This is a genomic window from Microcoleus sp. AT3-D2, assembly GCF_036705715.1.
Classification (GTDB): Bacteria; Cyanobacteriota; Cyanobacteriia; order Cyanobacteriales; family Microcoleaceae; genus Microcoleus.
Window position 1 is genome coordinate 1 of sequence record NZ_JAUBVE010000085.1, and the last position, 21,314, is coordinate 21,314.

Here is a 21,314-nt window from a genome sequence, read left to right on the forward strand (position 1 = left end):
TCGCTTCTGTGATTTATTGCGTAAGCGTTGCTTGCCGTAGGCGTCGCATCTCTCTTTAAAAACTGTCCGGAGTATTGCATCATTACAACTATGTTTTGAGCAAATGAATATCTAATCACTACATATTTGTCGCTACCCAATTCCGGCGCAATATCCCCTAGAGCGCGATCATCGATGCACTGCAAAAATTGGTGCAGCAACTCTTGGGAGAACCAGACGAACAGATGGAAGTGTGGCGATCGCATCTCCACACTCTTCCAGGGCGAAATGTCCAGTATTGAGGAAGGTGTTGAGGCTGATGGCTGCCAGATTTTGAACACCATTGGTGTATTACCAACGAGTTCCTTCCAGGGTGAGGAGAAATTTGAGTTTATCTGCATTCTCAGGGGAGCGATCGCGCCAGAATGCCCTGACGGGTTCCCAAAATTGGAGTAATTGCCATAGGTTCATCGGAATTGACCTTCACGATCAAGGTTTAAGCGTCCAATAAACCAGTCTGCGAAATTGTCCTACATTTCACCACTTAATATCTGCCAGTTAAACGCCAATTTAGGAATGCAGTTGCTACTTAAAGGTCAACTGCTGAAGTTCCTTTTGATTCCAGTTGCCTAACCTGGCTGCAGCTTCGTAGGTGCTTTGCAAGAACTCTAACAACATCTGATCCGGTGATTCTGCCTCACGGACAGCATCATAGGGCAAAATAAACTCGCCCAATTCTTGACTGTAAAATGCAGCATCGGGACGAATCGTAGCCTGCTTAAACCCATCGGGTTCTGGGTACGCATAGGAATAAAACGCTGGGTATGATAATCCGGCTCCGGGCCAAAATCCGGCACTACTGACTTCCTGGGAATAGGCTTCCTGCGCCACTGCATCCGGTAGATTTGGCACCCCTCCCGGATGCTCAGGAGCCGATCGCCCCGAAAAGCGAGTCACTGCTAAATCAAAACTCCCCCAGAAAAAATGAACCGGACTAACCTTGCCGGAAAAATGGGAGCGAAATTCTCGAAAGACGCGATCGGACTGTAGCAGCACTCGCCAGCATCGATTGGCATAATCCGCATCATAAGCAGCATCGGTTTCATCCTGCTCAAATCGAATTGGATTGGGGACTTCATTTGGTTTAGTGTTAATTGTGATGTGAATATCCAATGCTCTGAGCGTTTCCATCACGGTTTGATAAAAATCAGCGACCGAGCGAGGGTAGAGGGCGATCGCCCGTCTTGCCCCTTCGCTGGTTTGAATCAGCAACTCATGATCAATGAAATCAAAGTCGATTTGAAAGATGCGGCTGCCATAGGGAATCGTGGAAGTGGTCAGTCCCCGAACGGTTAGATAGAGGGGAATATGCCAGGAATGATTAATCCACGGAGTTTGGGCAAATCGGATTTTGCCGATGATTTGAGTCCACATGTGCAAGGTGGCATAGGTCTCTTGCCATGCGTCCAGGGGTAAACTCGGCCAAATATCTGTTAGGGCAGGCTGATTTGACATCATGATTTCCTCGCGAGTAGAAAAGGGGCGCGTGATCAATAGTTCTTCTGTTGTTCGTCGGTAAAACACCACAGCCATTGTTCTCCCAATTCGGCTGAACTAATCACCGCATGTCCACTTTCTTCGTAATGGCGGCGAGCGTGTTGATTTTTAGACGAGTCGCAGCACAGCATTTTGCCGCAGGTTTGACAAATTCTTAAATGTACCCAACGATCGCCAACCCGAAGGCATTCTTCACAGCGAAATACCGGGTAATTGGCTTTTGAAATCATAGTCTCTAGCGTCAATTCGTTCAGGTGTTGACAAGACATGGAAGATTCCTGTGAATGTGCAAGATATGTACTTGATCAAATGGGATACAGCCATTTGCGAAAGAGTTGAGTGAGGCGCGGCATAATCACGTAGGTCAGCAGGGCAACCGTTAGACCTGTAACCAACAAGGTTCTGAGCAATACCGGAAGCTCCGCTAGGAGCGGTACTAGCAAACGATTGAGAATAGATATCGTGAAAAACACTCCCAGCCATGTCACGATCGCCATTTTGTAGCGCGGGGGTGGAGCCTTCATCGGCTTGTCAGGAAGCGTAAACCAGGTTTCCAGCCCAGTCAGGGTTTGAATTGCTTCTGGCTTTTCAATTAAGGGTTGCAGTCGCTCAATCCATTCTTGCCGAATATCTGATTCAATCCAGGTTTTGAGATTGTTGTAGCAATCGAACTTGAGAATGACCACGTATTCAGGATGAGCATGATCATGAGGTCGAATCGTGCTGACACCCAAATGTCCCTTGAATTTTCGTGCATCTGCGGCGATACCATGAAACCATGCTTCATAACCTTGTTCACGTCCTGGTCTCACGACATGAGAAATCACGGCGGTGACTAGATAGTTATCTTGACTGGTATTGCTCGCCAATGGTTCTTCCAACATAGAATTTAACAGTCCGGGAAATTGGATGGTTAAAACAGAAAAACAGCTCTTACCGTGCCTGTATAGACTCTAAAACTGAAACGTCGTCCGAATAATGCCAACAAAAATCGTGTCATTATTGCTGTTGTGTTCAGGGTTGGTAATGACGATTACACCAGGAGTGATTGAGAGATGGTCGTTCATTTGAAACCGGTAGAAGGTTTCAAAGTGCAATGAAGTGCTACGATCGATTACTCCAAACTGATTGCTGATCACTCTAGGCGGTTGTCCAAAAACAAACCCTAATAAGTTTCCTTCCTTACCCAAATCTGGAAATCCAAAATTAACTGCGTAGTAAAAAATCTCAGCAGTAGGAGCATTGGAGAGGTCTTGCGCCGATGCCCGGAGATATCCTATCCATCCTCCCAATCTGAAAGCAGGGTTAACAAGCCAGGAAGCCGTAAGACTATAGCTATCCCCAACAATTCTGGTACTGTTTCCATTAAAGGGATCATTGGTAATGGCACTACTTGTACCAATCTCAATTGCATTCAAAGAACGAGCATAGGTTAAGCCCAAACTTAAGGATTCTGTGGGTTTGAGTGTCAGTTGTGCTAAGGCAGAGTAAGAACCATCAAATAATCCAGCTCCCGCAGTCGGGTTGTTGGCGTTATTAGCAAGATAAACCAGTGTCAAATTGATGGCTGAGTTAAAGTTATGGTTGATACCAACACCTGTCCCACCTGTTTCTTCACGATAGATAGGGCTACGCACCCCAAATGCGGAAATCGAACCTCTGCCATCACTTCCCAATAGAGGGTTAATCGTATCAACCACATCAAACAAAGTGCCCTGGGCGATCACAGTCACCCTAGTATCTGACCCGATGGGAAATTGATAATAAAGTTGATTGAGAATGAACTGATTGTCTGTATTACCATCAAAACTTAGGCGAGCCATATTGGTTCCTGTGGCTGCTCTAAAGTTTGGAATATTACCAGCCTGAAATCGAATTCTCAGTAAATCTTGCCCCGTAAAACTGGTGTCCAAGATCAACCGCGCACGACCGCTAAAAATGATAGTGTCACCGATCTCACCCCTAGAACCAGGTGTTTCTCCTGGTGGTACAGCTCTATCACTACCAAATGCACCGCTCACAGCAAAAACGACCTCTCCAGTCAATTTTGTTGTAGGGGAGAATAGCTGAGACTCTAATCGAGTTGTGCGGGTTTCTAAGGGATCTACCTGTGCACGCAATGTTGAGAGTTCTGATGCAAATTCCGCTTGAAGTCTTTGTAGTGTTTGTAGATTTTCTCTTTCCGCCAGATCTACTGTTACACTGGCTAGTAGCTGATTTAGCCGATCTAGACAAGCATTTAGCCCAGCAGCAAACTCATAACGAGTAATGGCTCGATTGCCCTGAAATAGTTGATTTGGATAACCAACCATACAGTCGTAGCGATCGACTAAGGCTTGTAATGCTGCAAATGCCCAATCGGTAGGTTGCACATCAGCCAGTTGATTCACAGAGGTGACTTGACCTTGCAAGGTATCCTGGGCAATGGCAGACTCAACCAGGGATGGGTGAATCAGAGAGCCTCCAAAAAGCAGACACGATGAGAGAATCGACTGAAAGAGAAGTTTCATTGAGAATCAATCTCCTCAAAACACGGGATTTCTTGGCAATTTTCGGCAGCAGTCACCTTGGCTAAGAGCGATCCCCAGAGATCGTTCCTAGCCTCCACGAAATCATCCAGTGCTGCTGCAATGTTGCAAATGAACTGGATCGCTGAGCAATGACAACATCCACTCAGTTACACACGAGTCATGAGGCGTTCACGATTGGCAGAGCCAGCATTTGATGTTGCTGCATAGCTCGTCATTAGGTTTTTGTAGTCAGGAATAAACTCTGCAAGGAGATTACCTAGCCCTTCAATATCGTTACGCCAATCACGGTGCAATTCACACACAACGCTAAACCAATTGACCAACTGAACTCCAGCACGAGACATTCGATCCCAAGCTGCATAGCGACAGGCTTCATCAAAGGTTCCAGAGGCATCGGTGACAACAAAAACCTCATAACCTGCCTCCAATGCCGAAAGCGCACAAAAAGTAACACATACATCAGTGACAATTCCGGCAATAATCAATTGCTTCTTGCCTGTTGCTTCTACTGCTTTAACAAAGTCCTCGTTGTCCCAAGCGTTGATTTGTCCGGGACGCGGAATGAAGGGAGCATCAGGAAACTTCTCCTTCAGTTCCGGCAGGATGACCCCATTGGGACCGTCCTCAAAGCTAGTGGTCAAAACAGTAGGCAGGTTGAAAAACTTGGCTATACTTGCTAGCGCTAGCACATTATTTTTGAAGTCGGCAGCACCAATATCACGCACAAGCGAGAACAGTCCAGTTTGGTGATCCACCAGTAAAACCGCAGCATTATTCTTGTCTAGACGATTGTACTTGAATGTAGACATTAGGTAATTCTCCTATTTGAGTGATTGGTGAATGAGGAATTGCAGAATGAAATCAAAAGCTAAACATCTCTGCTTGTGCTTTTAAGTGAAACGTCTGTTTCATTAGTTTGGACAGTTTTTTCAAAAGTATTACTTTCTCGTGCGCTGTATGAAAGATATCAATACTTTCAGAAAACCAGTTCAAAATTCTTCACCTATCCAATCCTACGGAAGGATGTGATTGAGTCATTGGGAATGGTACCAAGACCAACGTTTGGATAACGTCCTGGGCCAAAATCGGCGGAAGCACCCCGAAATTGAGAATCTGTAAAAAATCTCCAAGTCCCTTCATTAATGACAATTGAGGTAACACGGTCGTTGACACGATCACCCACATTGGCAGTGTCACTATTTGTTTCTACTAACTTTCCTCTAAAATTGCTGTCGTTATAAAGTTCTACAGCAGCCATGTTTTTTCTCCTTATGATTTGTAGTTGCGATGGTTCTGTTTGTAGTTAAGCTAAGAGCTTAACGGTCCCGCTCATAGAGGTTCCACTCAGAAGAAACATTTTTTTCCAATTCAAGGTAATGTTGAATTAACTTTCAATGTTGCTTGGGAAGATATTCCTCTGTCCGACCGCTTTGATTAAAGCTTGGCAAGCTTTAAAGGAAAAGGTTACTTGGTTGCTTTGCAGACTTTGTTCGAGAAAGTCTAGCGGCTCGTTATATTCATTGTGCGAGGTTCATCGAATTTATAACAGTCAAGTTATTTGAGTTAAGACGCAAGTTAATTTTTTCAATACTCCGGACAGTTTTTGGAACGATACTACAAGCTTACGCGGGGCAAGGAGCGTAAAAAAGTCGAATTAAATGTAAGTCAGGGGTGGAGCTGACATTGATTTAATTATCCACAGTGCCTCAAAGTCAAGCGAGCATAAGCCATTGGGGCATATAAAAACTGTCCGGAGTATTGCTGTTTACCCTCAAGGGTTGATGACGTAAGCGATCACGCCATGAACTAAGTCTGCAAGACAACCCCAAATTTCAGCACTTAAGATCCGTGAGTTAAGCACAGAGTTAAGATTTTCGCGTCGCGTGTCCAAAGATCATTCGCCCAGTTGCACCTTGAATATTCATGCCTTCAAGCATGGAACCGTGCAATTTACTTGCTCGATCCATTTGCATGACTGTTTGCATAAATTCAATATAGGTGGTCGCCTTCAAGCTGTCGCCTATAGCAAGTTAAATTTTTTACAGTGCAATTTGATAGATTAACCATGCCATCGCGGAGTAGAAGGGTAGCTATAACCTAAGTTAGAATCCGAATCTGATCGAAAGTACATTCATACAACCGATCGACCATCAATGTCTGAATGCAAAATCCGGTAGCGATGTCCCACACCTTTGATGCGGGCGACGACCTGTTTACCCCCCGGATGAAGCGGCTGTCACTACGAGCTATTGCCGTGAACCGACGACGATAGACCCTGGCTGCCTCCGCTTCAGCAATACGACTCTCGATTCCGAGGCAGCCTGTGGGAGATATTGAATCTGAAGCCCCAGTCCCCTGATGGACAGCAATTTTTCAGGCACTACTTGACTATTGAGAAGCATCTGCTGCTGTTCCTCGACAATGAGACGGTGCCGCCGACCAATCATTCCAGTGAACAGGCACTGCGCTGGAGCGTGGTTTTTCGCAAGGTCACCCATGGCTTTTGCTCCGATTGGGGTGCGGAGTTGTTCGCCCAGGTGCGGTCGTTGGTGAATACGGCTCGCCGTCAGAGTATCTCTGCCTTCCAGGCTATTTCCCATGCCCTTGCCTCACACCAGTCTAATTGGCTACTGAGTTGAGCAATTACAAGTCAAGATATAAAGATCCACACAAGGAGCTTTATATTCTGGAGTTTGGCAAGCGATATACTTTGGGAAACGGATGACAGTCTTTCGCCGGGGGGCGTTCAATGATTACCCTGCCTGGAGTTACTATTCACAGCAAAATCTATGAGAGCTTAGCTTCTTTGGTGTATCGGGGCATCAGAGAGCAAGATAATTGTGCAGTGATTGCCAAAGTTCTCAAGCAGAATTATCCCTCTCCTCATGAATTAACTCGCTATCGGCAGGAGTATGAAATTACTCGCTCTCTCAACATTGAAGGCGTAGTCAAGGCATACAGCCAGCAAGACTGCCAGCGCACGCTGGTTATTCTTTTGGAAGACTTTAGTGGAGAGTCCTTAGAATGCTGGATGCGGCAGCAATTAGACTTCTGTCCTATGCCGCTGTCGGTTTTTTTGAATATGGCGATCGCCATTACTGATACTCTAGGCAAAATTCATGCGGCTCATGTCATCCATAAAGACATTAATCCTGGCAACATTGTCTTTAATCCGAGGACTGGCGTTGTCAAAATCATTGATTTTGGCATTGCCACTCGCTTCAGTCGCACCAATCCGACATTCAAAAGTCTCCATCTTCTAGAAGGAACCCCCGCCTATTTGTCGCCAGAGCAAACCGGACGAATGAACCGAATGCTCGACTATCGCACCGACTTTTATTCACTGGGTGCAACCTTCTACGAACTGTTGACGGGACAATTACCGTTTCCCACTAAAGATCTCCTAGAGCTAGTCCACTGCCACATTGCCAGACCGCCGACTCCCCCGCATGAATTGAACGCAACGATTCCCCAACCTGTTTCAGATCTTATTTTGAAACTGATGGCAAAGAATGCGGAGGATCGCTATCAAAGTGCTTGGGGCATCAAAGCAGATTTAGAACGCTGTGCCCAGCAACTGGCAGAAGTTGGTTTAATTGAACCTATGCCATTGGGACTGCAAGATGTTTCCGAGCAGTTCCGCATTCCTCAAAAACTGTATGGGCGAGAAGCGAAGATCGCAGCATTATTAGCGGCGTTCGACAGAGTGGCAGGGAATGAGGGAGTAGGGGAATGGAGAAGTGGGGGAGCAGAAGAAGACATTACCCTACTACCGCATCGTGAAATGATGCTGGTCTCCGGTTATGCTGGCATCGGCAAAACGGCATTGGTGCAGGAACTCCATAAACCGATCACAGCAAACCAAGGCTATTTTATCTCTGGCAAATTTGACCAATTTGGGCGCAACATTCCCTACAGCGCTATTGTGAATGCCCTGCAAAAGTTAGTGCAGCAACTCTTGAGCGAACCGGATGAGCAGGTGGAAGTGTGGCGATCGCGCCTGCTCACTGCTCTGGGCAGCAACGGACAAATCATCATTGATGTCATCCCCGAAGTTGAGTTAATCATTGGCAAGCAGTCGCCTATACCCGAAGTTGGAGCAACTGAGGCACAGAATCGCTTCAATCTCACGTTTCAAAGATTTGTGCGGGCGTTTTGTGCAAAAGAGCATCCCCTAGTCATTTTCTTAGACGATCTACAGTGGATCGATTCTGCGACTTTGAAGTTAATCGAACTCATCTTACTTGATGAGCAAATCCAGTATCTGTTTTTGATCGGAGCCTACCGAGATAACGAACTGACTCCAACGCATCCGTTGGTCTTAACGCTAGAGAGCATGCGAAACCAGGGAGCAGTACTTCAGGAAATCATCCTGACCCCCTTAACCCTGGAACCGTTGAGTCAACTGATAGCTGAGACATTACATCACAATCCTGATATCGTTCGCGCCCTAGCCCAAGCTGTGTCACGTAAAACCGAGGGCAACCCTTTCTTTGTTGGTGAATTTTTGAAGCTGCTGTATGGCGAAAACCTGTTGACCTTTGATGCCCAACAGTTGAGTTGGCAGTGCAACTTAACTGAGATTGAAGCTCAAGATATCACTGCTAATGTGGTGGAGTTGCTGCTGCGTCAGTTGCAGAAATTGCCGGAAGCAACACAGCAAATTCTCTGCATAGCCGCTTGTATCGGGGCTGAATTTGATTTAGAGACGTTAGCGATCGTTTGCGAAAAATCACAGAAAGCAATTTTCCAGGATTTATTAGAAGCAATACAAGCGGGATTAATTCAACCTCTGTCTGACTTGGACGAAGATTTGTTAGTTCAAGAGTATAAGTTTCTGCACGATCGCGTTCAGCAAGCGGCTTATGCTTTGATTGATGAATCGCAGAAACAGGTTGTTCATCTCCAAATCGGTCGCAATTTGCTCGAAAAAACTTCACCAGAGCAACGATCCGATCGGTTGTTTGAAATTGTGGATCATCTCAATCAAGGACTTGAGCTAGTCACTGCTCGATCAGAACGAACTGAAATTGCCCGATTGAATTTAATGGCAGGTCAGAAAGCAAAGGCAGCAACGGCTTATGAAGCAGCTTTTAAGTATTTCACTACAGGGCTTAAACTCCTCAATTCAGAGAGTTGGCAGAGTGAGTATGACCTTACCTTAGCGCTGTACTCAGAAGCAGCAGAAGCGGCGTATCTCCAGGGTTGCTTTGATGAGATGGAACAGTTGGTAGAAGTGGTACTCGATCGTGCCAAAACAGTGCTTGACAAAGTGCAGGCTTACGATAGCAGAATTCAAGGATATTCGTCACAGGGCAACCTGAAAGAAACACTAAAAACTGGGTTGGAAGCGTTAAAGCTTTTGGGAATAGATTTAATAGAAAATCCAAGTCGGGCAGATATTCAAAGGGAATTGGAGTCAACGGCTGCACTACTCGCTGAACGAGAAATCGAAGACTTGAGTAATTTACCAGAGGTGGCTGCACCAGAACCACTGGCAGCTATAACAATCCTATCGAATATGGGGTCTGCTGCATTTATAACGTTACCAGCACTGTGGATACTGATTATATGCAAAACGGTAAATTTATCAATCAACTACGGTAATACTATCTGGTCACCGCTGTATTATGCTGCCTACGGATTTGTTCTATGTGGAGTTGTTCAAGACATTGAACTCGGCTATAAATTTGGTCAATTGGCTCTTACCTCGGCAGAACGATTGAATACCAAAAAAGGCAAGGCTAGAGCATTACAGTTATTTAGTGAGCATGTTATGCAATGGAAAGTACATCTTAAGGAGCCGATACCACTGCTGGTTGAGGCTTATCAGGAAGGAGTGGAAACCGGAGACTTTGAATCTGCTGGTTATGCTGCATATTACGTGTGCCATAACTCATTTTTTGCTGGAGAGGAACTTACTCAACTGGAACAAAAAACAGTAATTTACAGCAAAGCGATCGACCAAATTAGACGAGAAAGTCCCTCGAATTGGCTGACAATATTGCGGCAGACTATTCTTAATTTGTTAGATAGGTCTGAGAATCCCAGTCGCTTAGTTGGTCGGGTGTGTAATGAAGAGGAGGCGTTATCACACGCTATTGCAGTTAAAGATGGAACTGTAATTCAAATACTCTATTTACACAAAGTCATGTTGTGTTATCTATTTGAAGAACACCATCAAGCTGAACAGACTGCTATTTTGGCAAGGCAACATTTTGAAGAGGTGTCAGCAATAACGATTCTACCTATATTCTGTTTCTATCATTCTCTAGCGCTTTTGAGCCTATCGCTCGATGCTTCAAGCTCTGAAAAAGTAGCTTGGCTAAACTGTGTTAACACCAACCAAGAAAAAATGCAGAAATGGGCAGAACACGCCCCAATGAATTATCTACATAAATTTTATCTAGTCGAGGCAGAAAAAGCACGAGTCTTAGGGCAATTTCTTGAGGCTGAAGAGTTTTATGAACGGGCGATCGCAGGTGCTGCTGAAAATGAGTATATCCAGGAAGAAGCACTCGCGTATGAATTAGCGGCTAAACATTATCTGGCGCGAGGTCGGTCAAAAATTGCTCAAACCTATATGAAAGAGGCGCACTATTGTTACGATCGCTGGGGCGCGATCGCTAAAGTTAAAAACTTAGAGAAACGCTATCCACAGTTCTTTCCTAAGTCGTCTAGAGCCGCTTCCACATCAATTCCTATTACTGCTGAAACTATCTCTAATCCCTTCCATACCGCTTTAGATTTAGCAGCAGTGATGAAAGCTTCACAGGCGATTTCTCGTGAAATTGAACTGAAGCAATTGCTGCGATTACTGATGCAAACTTTAATTGAGAATGCTGGCGCACAAACCGGATATCTGATTTTAGAAAACTCAGGAAAATGGTTAATTGAAGCGGCTTGTGAACTCAATGCCGATGAAAATGCTTGTGCGACTCAGGTGTTACAGTCTATTCCAATTGCCGAACAATTGCCAGAATCAATCATTCAATATGTGATTCGGACTCTGAAGCCTGTCACCTTAAATGATGCGACTCGTGAAGGTGCTTTTATTAATGAGCCATATATTCAACAGAACCAGCCTCAATCTGTTTTCTGTTTGCCGCTGCTAAATCAAGCCAAGCTGGTCGGTGTATTGTATTTAGAAAATCGGTTAGCAGCTAGAGTATTTACACCAGAGCGATCGCAGGTCTTGCAGCTATTATCGACTCAAGCAGCGATCGCCATCGAAAATGCCAACCTTTACTCAGAACTGCAGGCTAAGGAAAGCAAGATCACCCAGTTCCTCGAAGCGATTCCGGTGGGAATTGCGATCGTGGATGCGACGGGTTGCCCTTACTATGCCAACCAATGCGGCAATCAACTCATAGGCAAAGAAACTGATACTTCCATAGCACCGGAGCAGCTCTCAGAGGCTTATCAGCTTTATGTAGCGGGAACGGATCAAATCTATCCAGCGGAGAGCTTGCCTATTGTGCGGGCATTAAGGGGCGAACGCATCAGGACTGAAGATATAGAAATTCGTCGAGATCATGTCACAATTCTAATTGAGGCACGGGGAACACCAGTTTTTGATCAACAGGGCAATATCGCTTATGCGATCGCTACCTTTCAGGACATTACAGAGCGCAAACAAGCCGAGAAACTCCTAGCCGACTACAACTGCACTTTAGAGAAACAGGTCGCAGAACGAACTGCTGCGTTACGACAAAGTGAGGCCAATTACCGCAACCTGCTACAAACCGCGAATTCAGTCATCATTCGCTATGACACGCAAGGACGGATTCGATACATCAACGATTATGGGGTGAAACTTCTGGGCTATGAAGAACATCAGATTTTAGGGCGAACCTTATTTGAAACAATCATTCCAGACATCGAAACCTCTGGACGCGATGTCAAACCATTTGTTCATGATTTACTTCGTAATCCTCAATTGTACCCGCAAGGCGAGAGTGAAAACCTGTGTCGAGACGGTCGGCGAGTTTGGATGGCCTGGTCGAATCAAGCTATCTTCAATGAGCAGGGAGATGTCGTTGAAATCTTATCGGTTGGCAATGATACCACCCAGCGTAGGCAAGCAGAAGAGGCATTACAACGCAGTGAGGCCAAGTTCCGCAATATCTTTGAAAACTCGCAGGTTGGCATCTACCGAGTCCGCCTCTCGGATGGATTACTTCTCAATGCCAATCAACGCCATGCCAATCTGTTTGGCTTTGATTCACCAGAGGAGATCATGGGGCTTGAACACGTCATAGGCTATTATGCAGATCCCAGCGATCACCAACACCTCATTGAGTTGCTGAAGCGGGATCGGGAAGTGCGAAGCTTTGAAGCTCAGATGCGAAAACGAGATGGGACATTGTTTTGGGGGCTTTTCTCTCTTTATCTGAATGCAGACGGTGACTACATCGAAGGGGTGATTGCGGATATTAGCGATCGCAAGCAAGCAGAAGTCGCGCTGCAAGCCTCTGAAGCAGAACTACAGGCGCTCTTTTCAGCCATTCCTGATCCGCTGTGTGTCCTGACTGCTGAAGGGCAAGTGATCGACATAATCAAAGGAAATCCGTCCTATGGAGAGGAGTATAGGGAGGATTGTACTGGCAAAATACTGCATCAACTCTTTGCTAAAGAACAAGCTGATGAATTACTGGGTTACATTCAGCAGGTGCTGAGAACCCAACAAATCCTCACAGTCGAGTACAGTACGTTTCTGAATGGACGAGAAACGTGGACATCGTCTCACATTGCACCGTTCCGCCACGAGCAAGTGATTTGGCTGGCGCGAGATATTACGGCGCTGAAGCAAGCAGAAGAAGCCTCAATTTTAGAGGAGCGCAACCGCATGGCACGCGAAATTCACGACACACTCGCTCAGGCGTTTACAGGCATTCTGGCTCAGGTAGGAGCGGCGAACCAAGTGCTAACGGATGATGTAGAAGCAGCTCAGGCACACCTAAACCTGATCAAAGAATTGGCACGAACTGGATTGGTTGAAGCACGGCGATCGGTAGTAGCGCTCCGTCCTCAGCTTTTGGAGGAGGGCAGTTTACAGAGCGCTCTACATCGTCTCATCGCTCAAATCAGAACTGCCGCAATGGATACCACTTTATATTATGAGATTGAGGGTGCGGTGTATTCTCTACCGACTGAAGTCGAGAGTAACCTACTGCGAATGGGGCAGGAGGCATTGACCAATGCGATTAGACACGCCAATGCTGACGAAATTCGAGTGCAGCTAGTATACGATCGCAATCAGTTTTGTTTGCGCGTGAAAGACAATGGACAAGGCTTTGGAGTTGGGAGTATTCCATCCTCTGAGGGTTTTGGCTTACTAGGCATGAGCGAACGGGCAGAGCGCATCGGCGCACAACTCACGATTAGGAGTCAACCTGGACAGGGAACAGAGATTATTGTCACCGTCAATCGGAAGTAGCATCATGATGAGCCAAGCCACAACCATTCGAGTTCTAATTGCGGACGATCATGCCATTTTTCGGCAAGGATTAGCCACGATTATTAACCGTGATCCAGATATGAGCGTGATTGCCCAAGCCGAAAATGGGGAACAGGCGATCGCGCTATTTGAGGAACACCAACCGGACGTAACGTTAATGGATCTCCGAATGCCTAAAGTGGAAGGAGTTGCCGCTATTGGTGCAATTTGTGCTACTGCTAAATCGGCTCGAATTATTGTACTGACCACCTATGATAGTGACGAAGATATTTATCGGGGATTGCAGGCAGGCGCAAAAGGATACCTGTTGAAAGAAACTGAACCTGACGAGCTTCTCAATGCCATTCGCACCGTTCATCGAGGTCAGAAGTATATTCCGCCCGATGTGGGAGCAAAGTTGGTACAGCGCCTCAGCAATCCAGAACTAAGTGAAAGAGAACTAGAAGTCCTCCGCGCACTGGCACAGGGGATGAGCAATGCCGAGATTGCTGATGCTTTGAGTATTGGTGAAGGCACTGTTAAATCCCATGTCAATCGGATTTTGAATAAGTTAGATGTGAGCGATCGCACCCAGGCTGTGATTGTTGCCGTTAAGCGTGGCATTGTTAGTTTATAGGGTTGTACTTTCGATCGAATTGGGATTCTAACTTAAGTTATAACCAGCCTTCTACTCCGCGATGGAATGGTTACTCTATCAATTTGTACTGTAAAAAATTTAACTCACTGTAGACGACGGCTCAAAGGCGATCGCCTATATTGAATTTATTCTGAAAGAAGCTGAGTACTAAAACTGGCGACACTTCAGATAGCTAGGAAAAAAGACATTGACTGAATTTGAATGAAAAAGGAGATAAACCCATGAGCCACACCATCGACACAATGATCGATCCCAACGACGCCGTGCTGCTGCTGATCGATCATCAGAGCGGACTCTTCCAACTTGTGCGTGACATCGAACTCCCAGTCCTCCGCTCCAATGTCACGGCACTCGCCAAGACTTCCCGACTCGCCAAGATTCCGACCTTCACGACTGCTTCGGTGCCCGATGGTCCTAATGGTCCCCTGATTCCCGAAATCCACCAGCACAATCCTGAGGCGGTTTACATTCCACGCACAGGACAGATTAACGCCTGGGATAACCCGGCTTGGGTAGACGCGATCGAGAAGACCGGGCGAAAGACTCTCCTCATCGCCGGAACTCTCACCAGCGTCTGCATGGCGTTTCCGACGCTGAGCGCACTGGCCGCTGGTTACAAGGTCTTCACAATCATTGACGCTTCCGGCAACTGGAGCCAGATGGCAACCGACCTCACGCTGGCCCGCGTCGTCCAGGCGGGAGCCATGCCCATCGACACTTACGCAGTCATCGGCGAACTCATGAACACGTGGAACCGTCCGGACGCAATGGAGTTTGCCACTGTCATGGTTGACCTCATGCCAATTTACCGCGCCCTGATGGAGAGCTATGACAAAGCTCAATCTGTGCAACAAGATGGACGGGAGACCAAGCTCGATCGGCAAATGGCACAGGTGTAAAAGCAGCTAATTGCAACGCGCACGCGCAAAATAAAAAAAGTGAAGGCGAGGAGTTGGTTATCAGTTCCTCGCCTCGCATTTCCGATAAGAGTGTCCGTAACGCCCCAACAAGCAGGCTAATCGGCATTGTCAGTTTGTAGGGTGTACTTTCGATCGAGTTCGGATTCTAACTTAGAAGAAGGAATTTACGTTGATTGGCTACGAATTGTTGCGGTCGCGCAGCGTGTGCATAGCACGTATCGCCTTTTCCAACCAATCTAAATAAGTCTGTTCCCGTTGCTTCACTAAGTCCAAAACCAGTCGATGCAGTTTTTGTTCACGCGATGCAGTCGGATTACTCAAAGATAGAGCCTCGATCGTCTCACACTGGGCTAGCTTTTCTTGCCGTGCTTCCAGTTCCTGCTCTAGCAGATACACGATCGCCTCATTAGGCAACTGAGCCGCAAAATAGAGTTGCACCAGCAACGGCTCTCGCAACACAGGCAACGGATGATGCGTCTGAAGCCAGTGGGTTAACTCTGCTTCACCTGCTTCGGTAATCCGATAAACCTTGCGATTGGGACGATCGTGCTGAATCTCAACAGTACAGGTAATCCACCCCTGTGACTCCAGTTTGTCTAAAGTCCGATAAATCTGTGCCTGATCTGCTGGCCACAGATGGGAAATGCAATCGTCAAAGCACTCGGTTTTGAGGTCGTAACCTGTCCGCTCCTGTTGCTGGAGCAGACCCAGAATCACATGGGCAAGAGACATAGGCGGTTTACCGAACGAACAGGGAGGACAAGCCCTACCCATAGAATTTATATTCTTCTATGCTATTATATGATTAATCATATATAGGATAAGTCTTATAACTGATTGGAGGCAACTGTATGACAACTCAAACTCAAACACTCCGAACCGTTGCTGGAATCATTAATAGTGTAGAAACGCTTGAAGGAGCAGGCTTCTTGGTGCGTCGTCCCTTTCCCAAGAGTAGCTTTTCCGAGTTTGACCCCTTTCTTCTCCTCGATGAATTGGGTCCCGTGAATCTGAAGTCCGGTCAAGCAAAGGGCGCACCGGATCATCCCCATCGTGGCTTTGAAACCGTCAGCTACGTCCTGGATGGACGGCTGGAACACAAGGATTCGGTCGGTCATGCCGGACTGCTCAATCCCGGTGATGTGCAGTGGATGACCGCTGGGGCAGGCGTAGTGCATTCCGAAATGCCAGAAGCTGAGTTTACCCGCACGGGTGGGCGACTGCACGGCATTCAACTCTGGGTCAACTTGCCGCAGCGGGACAAGATGATTGCTCCTCGCTATCAGGAAATTCCATCAGCGCAGATTCCGGTGGCTCAGACCAAAGATGGGTCCGTGACGGTGCGCGTGATTGCGGGAGAAGCGTTGGGGGCGAAAGCGGTGATTGAAACCCGCACCCCGATTATCTACCTGCACTTCACGCTACAACCGGGCGCAAGCATGGTTCAACCGGTACCGAAAGAGTACAACGCCTTTATCTATGTCCTCGATGGGTCTGGTTTGTTTGGCACTGAGCAGGAACGGGGTGAGGATGGGCAAATGGTAATTTTTGCACCTGATGGTGAGGAAGTGGCGATCGCCAATCCTGCGGATGCCACCCAGCCCCTTGATCTATTGCTGATTGCTGGAGTGCCACTGAATGAACCTGTGGTGCGCTATGGTCCTTTTGTGATGAACACTGAAGCCGAAATCCTGCAAGCGATCAATGATTACCGAAATGGAAGGATGGGACACATTCATGCTTAACACGCTTCAAAACCGCATTACCCAACATCAACTTCTGACCAATATACGCATCAAGTTATTGCATTTGCATAAACTGTTGTTGGATACAGAGCGTATTCGTTACGAACAGATGCGCGGACGGGTCTCTAACAGTGAATTGTTGCAACTGGCGATCAGTCACGATCAGTTTGCCTGGTTGCATCGCCTCTCAGAATTGATTGTGCAAATTGATGAGTTAATCCACTCTGATGAGCCTATCACCTCCGAGGCGATCGCTGCTCTCATTGCTGATGTTCAGATTCTACTCACACCTGATGAAGTTGGAAATGACTTTGCTGTGAAGTATGATATGGCACTTCAGCGTAACCCCGATGTGGTGCTAGCTCATGCTGATGTGGTCACACTGCTAGAGACTAAAGTTCAACTATAAATTGAGCAGTTCGTCCAGGTTAATTTTAATCTGGACGAACTGCTTTTAGGCATTATATTTACCGAATCGTAAGCATTCGCGGCGTGTTCAGGTGTTTATTAATTTCCTAGTTCAGCGATTTAGGAATCCGTCCTATTGGGAAAGGAACGTTTGACGAACGATACTGCCTACTCTGACAGTTAACCTGCGAATTGATGTATTTCCTAAACGAATTGATGCGCCCGATTCTAACTTAAGTTATAGCTAGCCTTCTACTCCACGATGGAATGGTTACTCTATCAATTTGTACTGTAAAAAATTTAACTCGCTATAGACGACGGCTTGAAGGCGATCTCCTATATTGAATTTATGCAAACAGTCATCCAGGCAATGAATTGAGCAAGTTAATTGCAAAGTTCCATGCTTGATGCAGATTTAGAAAGATGAACGACGATCGTAGCCGCAGTTCCTTACTTGTACCGCCTTCAGCCCAAGATTGGATTCAAGGTGTGTTGAGTGCCAAGGTAGTGCTGGTGATGTATGGAGACTATCAATGCTCTAGAAGTGCGAACGTTTACAAGATGATTAAAGCGATCGATCGAGAGCTTAGTGCTGCTTTTGGAGAAGATTATTTATGCTTCATCTTCCGTCATTTTCCACAAACACAGATTTATCCCCATGCTCAACGGGCAGCCCAAGCCGCCGAAACTGCCGCCGCCCAAGGAAAGTTTTGGTTAATGAGCGATACTTTATTTGACCATCAACAAAGGTTGGAGAACGGTTATCTTGTCGAGTACGCCAATGATTTAGGGCTTGACATTCCTCAATTTCTCAAAGAGTTGTCTAAACAAGTGCATGTCGATCGCATCAATGAAGATATCGAAGGCGGAATACAGAGCGGAGTAACGACTGCCCCAGCCCTGTTTATCAATGGAAGTCGGTATATCGGGCACTGGAACACGACGGAGTTGATGGCAGCCATAATTGCTGCAAGTCATTAAGTTCCCCGATCTTTGCTCCCAATTCATATCTGATTTGTCTGTAAGTGCTGTAAGTTATCTAATTTTGATGGCTAGGATTTTGCCTGTTTCACTGAACAAAATTGCCACTTTTTGAACCATGACAACAGTTACCATGCCAACAACTGAATTTCTGGGTATTGATTTAGTCAATCACAAATCAGTATTTCATTGAGGATAGTTCTATGACGCATTCACTAGTACAAGGCAAGAATAATCCTGGGCATGAAGGTACACCTCAGACTGGTTCTCTTCGCGACTCTTCAGTTAATCATGCCCTGATTGCGATCGCGCAAGAAGTCACTGAGTTGCTGAGACAAACTTACCTGAGACAAACCGATGAAATTAAAACAGGAGAAACAGAATGATACTGCAAGATAAAGTGGCGTTAGTCACTGGTGGCACATCGGGAATTGGTCGTGCAACGGCGTTAGCGTTCGCGCAGCGTTCCGAAGGAAAGCTTAACGAAGTTATCGCCTTCGGTGCTGCTGGAGCAAAGGTCGTATTCTCAGGCAGACGCGACGCAGAAGGTAAAAAAACCGCCAAACTGATTCGCGAAACAGGCGCTAAATGCTTATACGTCTATTGAAACAAGTTCACTAACATCACAAGAATCTGACAAATCATTTTAAGAATCTGAAAGCAGTCAAGCATTGGAACTCAAGACACTTTAGATAGATAGAACCAGGAGTATTTAATCATGGTCAAAGAGCAAACTGTAGACGGACAAGCAAATTTACAAGCAACTACCAATTTGACACCAGCCCAGGAGTCTTTGCAAGCACTTTGGGAAGAGCATTTACAGTACGAGTTTGGCACTCACAGTACTGAAGATGCCCTCGCTACGATGGTTGAAGATGCTTATGTTAACCACATCCCGGTAATGACTGGGGGAGTCGGGAAACCAGCACTGCGCGAGTTTTATTCCAAATACCTCATTCCACAGATGCCGCCGGACACGGAGTTGACCCTAATCTCGCGCACGATCGGAACGGATCAACTCGTCGATGAAATGGTGTCTACGTTCACTCATACGATCCAGATGGACTGGATGCTACCTGGCGTTGCTCCCACCGGAAAACGGGTGGAAGTGCCAGTAGTAGCGATCGTCCAGTTCCGTGACGGCAAACTAGCTCACGAACACATTTACTGGGATCAGGCAAGTGTATTGGTTCAAGTCGGCTTGCTCGATCCGGGTACACTTCCCGTCGTGGGCGTTGACAGTGCGCGTAAGGCGATCGATCCCAACTTACCTTCAAACACACTAATCGAGCGCGACTAAGTGTAGGAGCCAGCAAATATCAATGCCTAAACCCGCCATTTTGCAACCAGGATCGCAACTCGCCTGACCCAGCCACGTTCTATACCCGTGGTGAAAAAGGCTATCTGGATTATCCAGCCCTAGCAAAAGTTTAGAAACTTAGAAAACGAAATAACTCACATGAAAGTTTTGATTGTTCTTGCACACCCAGAGTCGAAAAGCTTTAACGGAGCAATGTTTCAGACAGCAATTGACACGTTCAAAGACTCTGGGCATGATGTTCAATATTCAGATCTCCATACCATGAGATTTGACCCTGTATCCGATCGCCGCAACTTTACGTCTGTCAAAGATCCTGACTACTTTAAGCAGCAACTTGAAGAAATGTATGCAACTGAAGTTGGAGGATTCATTCCAGAAATTGAAGCTGAGATCCAAAAACTGGAATGGTGCGATCTGATGATTTGGCAATTCCCTTTGTGGTGGTTCAGTGTCCCTGCAATTTTGAAGGGGTGGGTCGATCGCGTCTTTGTTATGGGGCGTGTTTACGGTAATGGACATATTTATGAAACGGGCAGATTTCGAGGTAAGCAAACAATGCTCTCGTTGACCACAGGTAGCACAGAAGAGGACTATCTTGCAGGCGGTTTTAACGGTGATATCCATGCTATTCTGCGCCCAATTCAGCGAGGGATGCTGCAATTCGCTGGTTTTGACGTTCTTGCTCCGCACATTGTTTATGCCCCCGTTCGCCAAACAGATGCAGTTCGTCAACGTATCTTAAATGATTTTTCGCAACGATTGCGAACCATTGAACGTGAGTTGCCGATCGCCGTAGGTCAGTATTGATCGGCATGGAACTGGCGGGACTGGATTTATGGGGCACGCAGCCAGGATCGTACTCATCCTGGTTGTAGGAGGCGCTTCTTATTGCTGGCTCCTACACGTATTGCTGCCCATTGAGTTTTTGACGCAAGTAACATAACCACTCACAACAAGAGGTAACTATCATGATGCTGAAAGACAAGGTTGCTTTAGTGACGGGAGGAACATCGGGCATTGGTAGAGCTACTGCGATCGCTTATGCCCAACAACAAGCAAAGGTGGTGGTGGTGGGTCGTCGAATGGATGAAGGTGAAGAAACTGTTCGATTGATTAAGGAAGCTGACGGAGAGGCGATTTTTGTGCAAGCAGATGTCACAAAAGAAGCCGATGTTGAAGCAATGGTCGATAAAGCGGTGAGTGTTTTTGGTCGGTTAGATATTGCCTTTAATAATGCAGCAACTATCGGCGAAAACCCCTCATTGATTGAGCAAACAGAAGCGGAATATGATCGCACGATGAACGTCAATGTCAAAGGCGTTTGGTTGTCGATGAAACATGAAATCGCTCAGATGTTGAAACAGGGAAGTGGTGCGATTGTCAATATGGCATCTGCAAATGGAGTCGTTGCATTTCCTACCTTCCCCCTCTACACCGCGAGTAAAAGCGCGGTAATCGGTTTAACAAAAGCTGCTGCGCTCCAATATGCCAAAGCGGGTATTCGCATCAATGTCGTTGCACCAGCGGTAATCGAAACAGATATGTTTGAAGCAGCGACAGGTGGGCAGGATGAAGTCAAAGCTTACATGGCAGGACTTCACCCGATCGGACGGATTGGAACACCGCTTGAAGTTGCAAATGCAGTCCTGTTTTTATCATCTGACCTGGCATCGTTCACAACAGGTACAACATTGATGGTAGATGGTGGGTATGTAGCGCAGTAGTCGAAAGGCAGTGCGAAACGTTGCGACCAAGTAGCGATCGACAGCGATATG

Annotated in this window: 20 protein-coding genes; 12 read left to right on the plus strand and 8 right to left on the minus strand. The window is 46.5% G+C overall.

The annotated features are described in order from the left end of the window. The 7 genes from QUB44_RS26080 to QUB44_RS26110 form a co-directional block, all read right to left on the minus strand. Window positions 1-323 (minus strand): hypothetical protein (locus QUB44_RS26080; protein ID WP_333372065.1); only part of this gene is annotated, 323 nt, incomplete at its 3' end. A 241-nt stretch (window positions 324-564) separates the two neighbouring features. Further along, window positions 565-1,497 (minus strand): DUF5996 family protein, encoded by a 933-nt coding sequence (locus QUB44_RS26085; RefSeq protein ID WP_333372067.1) that lies wholly within the window; start codon window positions 1,495-1,497, stop codon window positions 565-567. 32 nt (window positions 1,498-1,529) lie between these two features. Beyond that, window positions 1,530-1,805: a UBP-type zinc finger domain-containing protein gene (locus QUB44_RS26090; protein WP_333168007.1), complete on the minus strand. Its 276-nt coding sequence runs from the start codon at window positions 1,803-1,805 to the stop codon at window positions 1,530-1,532. 36 nt (window positions 1,806-1,841) lie between these two features. Continuing rightward, window positions 1,842-2,420: an antibiotic biosynthesis monooxygenase gene (locus QUB44_RS26095; protein WP_333372069.1), complete on the minus strand. Its 579-nt coding sequence runs from the start codon at window positions 2,418-2,420 to the stop codon at window positions 1,842-1,844. Window positions 2,421-2,489: 69 nt separating this feature from the next. Then, window positions 2,490-4,046, minus strand: a complete 1,557-nt coding sequence (locus tag QUB44_RS26100) for an iron uptake porin (RefSeq protein ID WP_333372071.1) — start codon at window positions 4,044-4,046, stop codon at window positions 2,490-2,492. Between the two features lie 167 nt (window positions 4,047-4,213). Then, a complete protein-coding gene (gene ycaC / locus QUB44_RS26105) occupies window positions 4,214-4,876 on the minus strand; it encodes an isochorismate family cysteine hydrolase YcaC (RefSeq protein WP_333372074.1) in 663 nt (220 codons plus the stop codon). Between the two features lie 194 nt (window positions 4,877-5,070). Further along, the gene (locus QUB44_RS26110) at window positions 5,071-5,325 is read right to left on the minus strand and encodes a beta/gamma crystallin-related protein (protein ID WP_333161569.1); all 255 of its coding nucleotides are present in this window, start codon (window positions 5,323-5,325) and stop codon (window positions 5,071-5,073) included. Window positions 5,326-6,400: 1,075 nt separating this feature from the next. Between QUB44_RS26110 and QUB44_RS26115 the strand changes: the two genes are divergently transcribed. The 4 genes from QUB44_RS26115 (at window position 6,401) to QUB44_RS26130 (ending at window position 15,063) form a co-directional block, all read left to right on the plus strand. Beyond that, complete coding sequence (locus QUB44_RS26115) at window positions 6,401-6,706, plus strand: IS66 family transposase (protein WP_333372076.1); 306 nt, start codon at window positions 6,401-6,403, stop codon at window positions 6,704-6,706. 110 nt (window positions 6,707-6,816) lie between these two features. After that, entirely contained in the window at window positions 6,817-13,506 is a 6,690-nt protein-coding gene (locus QUB44_RS26120; protein WP_333372079.1) for a PAS domain S-box protein, read from the plus strand. Window positions 13,507-13,513: 7 nt separating this feature from the next. Next, on the plus strand, window positions 13,514-14,143 hold the full coding sequence (locus QUB44_RS26125) for a response regulator transcription factor (protein ID WP_333372110.1): 630 nt from the start codon (window positions 13,514-13,516) through the stop codon (window positions 14,141-14,143). 242 nt (window positions 14,144-14,385) lie between these two features. Beyond that, entirely contained in the window at window positions 14,386-15,063 is a 678-nt protein-coding gene (locus tag QUB44_RS26130; RefSeq protein WP_333372082.1) for an isochorismatase family protein, read from the plus strand. Window positions 15,064-15,261: 198 nt separating this feature from the next. Here QUB44_RS26130 and QUB44_RS26135 read toward each other — a convergent pair whose 3' ends face one another. Beyond that, the gene (locus tag QUB44_RS26135) at window positions 15,262-15,816 is read right to left on the minus strand and encodes a PadR family transcriptional regulator (RefSeq protein WP_333372083.1); all 555 of its coding nucleotides are present in this window, start codon (window positions 15,814-15,816) and stop codon (window positions 15,262-15,264) included. A 119-nt stretch (window positions 15,817-15,935) separates the two neighbouring features. Between QUB44_RS26135 and QUB44_RS26140 the strand changes: the two genes are divergently transcribed. From QUB44_RS26140 to QUB44_RS26175, 8 genes are all read left to right on the plus strand, one after another. Further along, window positions 15,936-16,829 (plus strand): pirin family protein, encoded by an 894-nt coding sequence (locus tag QUB44_RS26140; RefSeq protein ID WP_333372085.1) that lies wholly within the window; start codon window positions 15,936-15,938, stop codon window positions 16,827-16,829. Further along, window positions 16,789-17,238, plus strand: coding sequence for a hypothetical protein (locus QUB44_RS26145; RefSeq protein WP_333372087.1), 450 nt, complete (start codon window positions 16,789-16,791; stop codon window positions 17,236-17,238). Before QUB44_RS26140 ends, QUB44_RS26145 begins: the two co-directional genes overlap by 41 nt. Window positions 17,239-17,660: 422 nt before the next feature. Beyond that, window positions 17,661-18,218, plus strand: a complete 558-nt coding sequence (locus QUB44_RS26150) for a DsbA family protein (protein ID WP_333372089.1) — start codon at window positions 17,661-17,663, stop codon at window positions 18,216-18,218. A 203-nt stretch (window positions 18,219-18,421) separates the two neighbouring features. Next, the gene (locus tag QUB44_RS26155) at window positions 18,422-18,604 is read left to right on the plus strand and encodes a hypothetical protein (protein WP_333206627.1); all 183 of its coding nucleotides are present in this window, start codon (window positions 18,422-18,424) and stop codon (window positions 18,602-18,604) included. Next, window positions 18,601-18,825, plus strand: coding sequence for a hypothetical protein (locus QUB44_RS26160; protein WP_333372091.1), 225 nt, complete (start codon window positions 18,601-18,603; stop codon window positions 18,823-18,825). The genes QUB44_RS26155 and QUB44_RS26160 overlap by 4 nt, the downstream gene beginning before the upstream one ends. A 111-nt stretch (window positions 18,826-18,936) precedes the next feature. After that, window positions 18,937-19,518, plus strand: a complete 582-nt coding sequence (locus QUB44_RS26165) for a nuclear transport factor 2 family protein (protein ID WP_333256700.1) — start codon at window positions 18,937-18,939, stop codon at window positions 19,516-19,518. Between the two features lie 159 nt (window positions 19,519-19,677). Further along, complete coding sequence (locus QUB44_RS26170) at window positions 19,678-20,346, plus strand: NAD(P)H-dependent oxidoreductase (protein ID WP_333372093.1); 669 nt, start codon at window positions 19,678-19,680, stop codon at window positions 20,344-20,346. Window positions 20,347-20,507: 161 nt separating this feature from the next. Next, on the plus strand, window positions 20,508-21,263 hold the full coding sequence (locus QUB44_RS26175) for an SDR family oxidoreductase (protein ID WP_333372095.1): 756 nt from the start codon (window positions 20,508-20,510) through the stop codon (window positions 21,261-21,263). Window positions 21,264-21,314: the final 51 nt, after the last annotated feature.

What these genes read in the sequence shown, in the direction of transcription:
- QUB44_RS26140 (WP_333372085.1), top strand. Translation starts at nt 15,936, where the DNA reads ATGACAACTCAAACTCAAACACTCCGAACCGTTGCTGGAATCATTAAT.
- QUB44_RS26170 (WP_333372093.1), top strand. Translation starts at nt 19,678, where the DNA reads ATGAAAGTTTTGATTGTTCTTGCACACCCAGAGTCGAAAAGCTTTAAC.
- QUB44_RS26145 (WP_333372087.1), top strand. Translation starts at nt 16,789, where the DNA reads ATGATTACCGAAATGGAAGGATGGGACACATTCATGCTTAACACGCTT.
- QUB44_RS26095 (WP_333372069.1), bottom strand. Translation starts at nt 2,420, where the DNA reads ATGTTGGAAGAACCATTGGCGAGCAATACCAGTCAAGATAACTATCTA.
- QUB44_RS26165 (WP_333256700.1), top strand. Translation starts at nt 18,937, where the DNA reads ATGGTCAAAGAGCAAACTGTAGACGGACAAGCAAATTTACAAGCAACT.
- QUB44_RS26120 (WP_333372079.1), top strand. Translation starts at nt 6,817, where the DNA reads ATGATTACCCTGCCTGGAGTTACTATTCACAGCAAAATCTATGAGAGC.
- QUB44_RS26130 (WP_333372082.1), top strand. Translation starts at nt 14,386, where the DNA reads ATGAGCCACACCATCGACACAATGATCGATCCCAACGACGCCGTGCTG.
- QUB44_RS26090 (WP_333168007.1), bottom strand. Translation starts at nt 1,805, where the DNA reads ATGTCTTGTCAACACCTGAACGAATTGACGCTAGAGACTATGATTTCA.
- QUB44_RS26135 (WP_333372083.1), bottom strand. Translation starts at nt 15,816, where the DNA reads ATGTCTCTTGCCCATGTGATTCTGGGTCTGCTCCAGCAACAGGAGCGG.
- QUB44_RS26085 (WP_333372067.1), bottom strand. Translation starts at nt 1,497, where the DNA reads ATGATGTCAAATCAGCCTGCCCTAACAGATATTTGGCCGAGTTTACCC.
- QUB44_RS26160 (WP_333372091.1), top strand. Translation starts at nt 18,601, where the DNA reads ATGATACTGCAAGATAAAGTGGCGTTAGTCACTGGTGGCACATCGGGA.
- QUB44_RS26150 (WP_333372089.1), top strand. Translation starts at nt 17,661, where the DNA reads ATGAACGACGATCGTAGCCGCAGTTCCTTACTTGTACCGCCTTCAGCC.
- QUB44_RS26125 (WP_333372110.1), top strand. Translation starts at nt 13,514, where the DNA reads ATGAGCCAAGCCACAACCATTCGAGTTCTAATTGCGGACGATCATGCC.
- QUB44_RS26175 (WP_333372095.1), top strand. Translation starts at nt 20,508, where the DNA reads ATGATGCTGAAAGACAAGGTTGCTTTAGTGACGGGAGGAACATCGGGC.
- QUB44_RS26155 (WP_333206627.1), top strand. Translation starts at nt 18,422, where the DNA reads ATGACGCATTCACTAGTACAAGGCAAGAATAATCCTGGGCATGAAGGT.
- ycaC (WP_333372074.1), bottom strand. Translation starts at nt 4,876, where the DNA reads ATGTCTACATTCAAGTACAATCGTCTAGACAAGAATAATGCTGCGGTT.
- QUB44_RS26110 (WP_333161569.1), bottom strand. Translation starts at nt 5,325, where the DNA reads ATGGCTGCTGTAGAACTTTATAACGACAGCAATTTTAGAGGAAAGTTA.
- QUB44_RS26100 (WP_333372071.1), bottom strand. Translation starts at nt 4,046, where the DNA reads ATGAAACTTCTCTTTCAGTCGATTCTCTCATCGTGTCTGCTTTTTGGA.